We start from the raw sequence: 893 nt of genomic DNA, 5'->3' as shown, positions 1-893 counted from the left end.
GCATAGGTCCATAAAGCCGTATTCTTTTTACTTTTATCTAGAATTCCTCTTCCCGCACGTACGGTTTGCATTTCATTTTGAAAAACCATCGCTGGCGCCACAGACATAGACAATACCGCATCTGTAGAGGGAGTGGTCAAAAAGTGAGAAACTGAAAGTTTCTCACTCAATTGTGGAAAAGGGTGTTCTTTATGAACTGGACGTAAAATCATTTGATCGGCTAAAGATTGAGAAGAGGTTGAAACAGCAGTTTGTTGTTTTTCATCAGAAAGAGGATGAAAACTTCCTGAACCTAAGACTTCAATAACATGACTTCCAAGAGAGGAAACAGTTGGAGATACAGAAACCTGAGATTTTTGCCTTAAGTTTTGGCGGTTTTTTCTTCGACGTGGCAATTTAATAGCATGCGCTTGTGGTGCTGCAATAGTTGAAAGAGAAAAAACTGATTGATTTTGATTTAAATGCCGCATAGATCTGCTTCTGTGTGACGCACTATCCATGTAAACTGCAGTCAAATACCAAATTTTTCCCTCTTCATTCTCAATATTTTTGTGTTTTAAGCCATAGGTATAAGTTCCCCCATCAATAATTGGAATTTTTGCACCAGAAAAACTTTGTAGAGTAAAAGATGCGCCACCACTTTGATCAACAATTAAATCAAGTTCTGTTGAAGAAGGATCAACAATTTCAATACCGGAATCTAAAATACTTATTGTGTGAGAACCACGGCCATTTTTGATAAAGAGATAATCACCTTTTTCTTCTGCAAGGCTAACATTAAAGTTAAAATGTAGACTCCCTGCTAGATTATCAATGTAAAGCTGAGAGTAATATAAATCATCTTCAGAAGAAGTAAAAATGACTTTTCCTACACCGCTTAACTGCTGAATGCG

General features: G+C 37.0%; 1 protein-coding gene. It reads right to left on the bottom strand.

What is annotated here, in order from left to right:
- A partial coding sequence (locus ACFIL8_RS11250) for a pertactin-like passenger domain-containing protein (protein WP_375689868.1) occupies positions 1–893 on the bottom strand: 893 nt, incomplete at both ends.

It is taken from the genome of Bartonella sp. AP57NXGY, from assembly GCF_042195805.1.
GTDB lineage: Bacteria > Pseudomonadota > Alphaproteobacteria > Rhizobiales > Rhizobiaceae > Bartonella.
The sequence above is the reverse complement of the archived record's forward strand: the minus strand, read 5'-3'. Positions and strand labels throughout refer to the sequence as shown.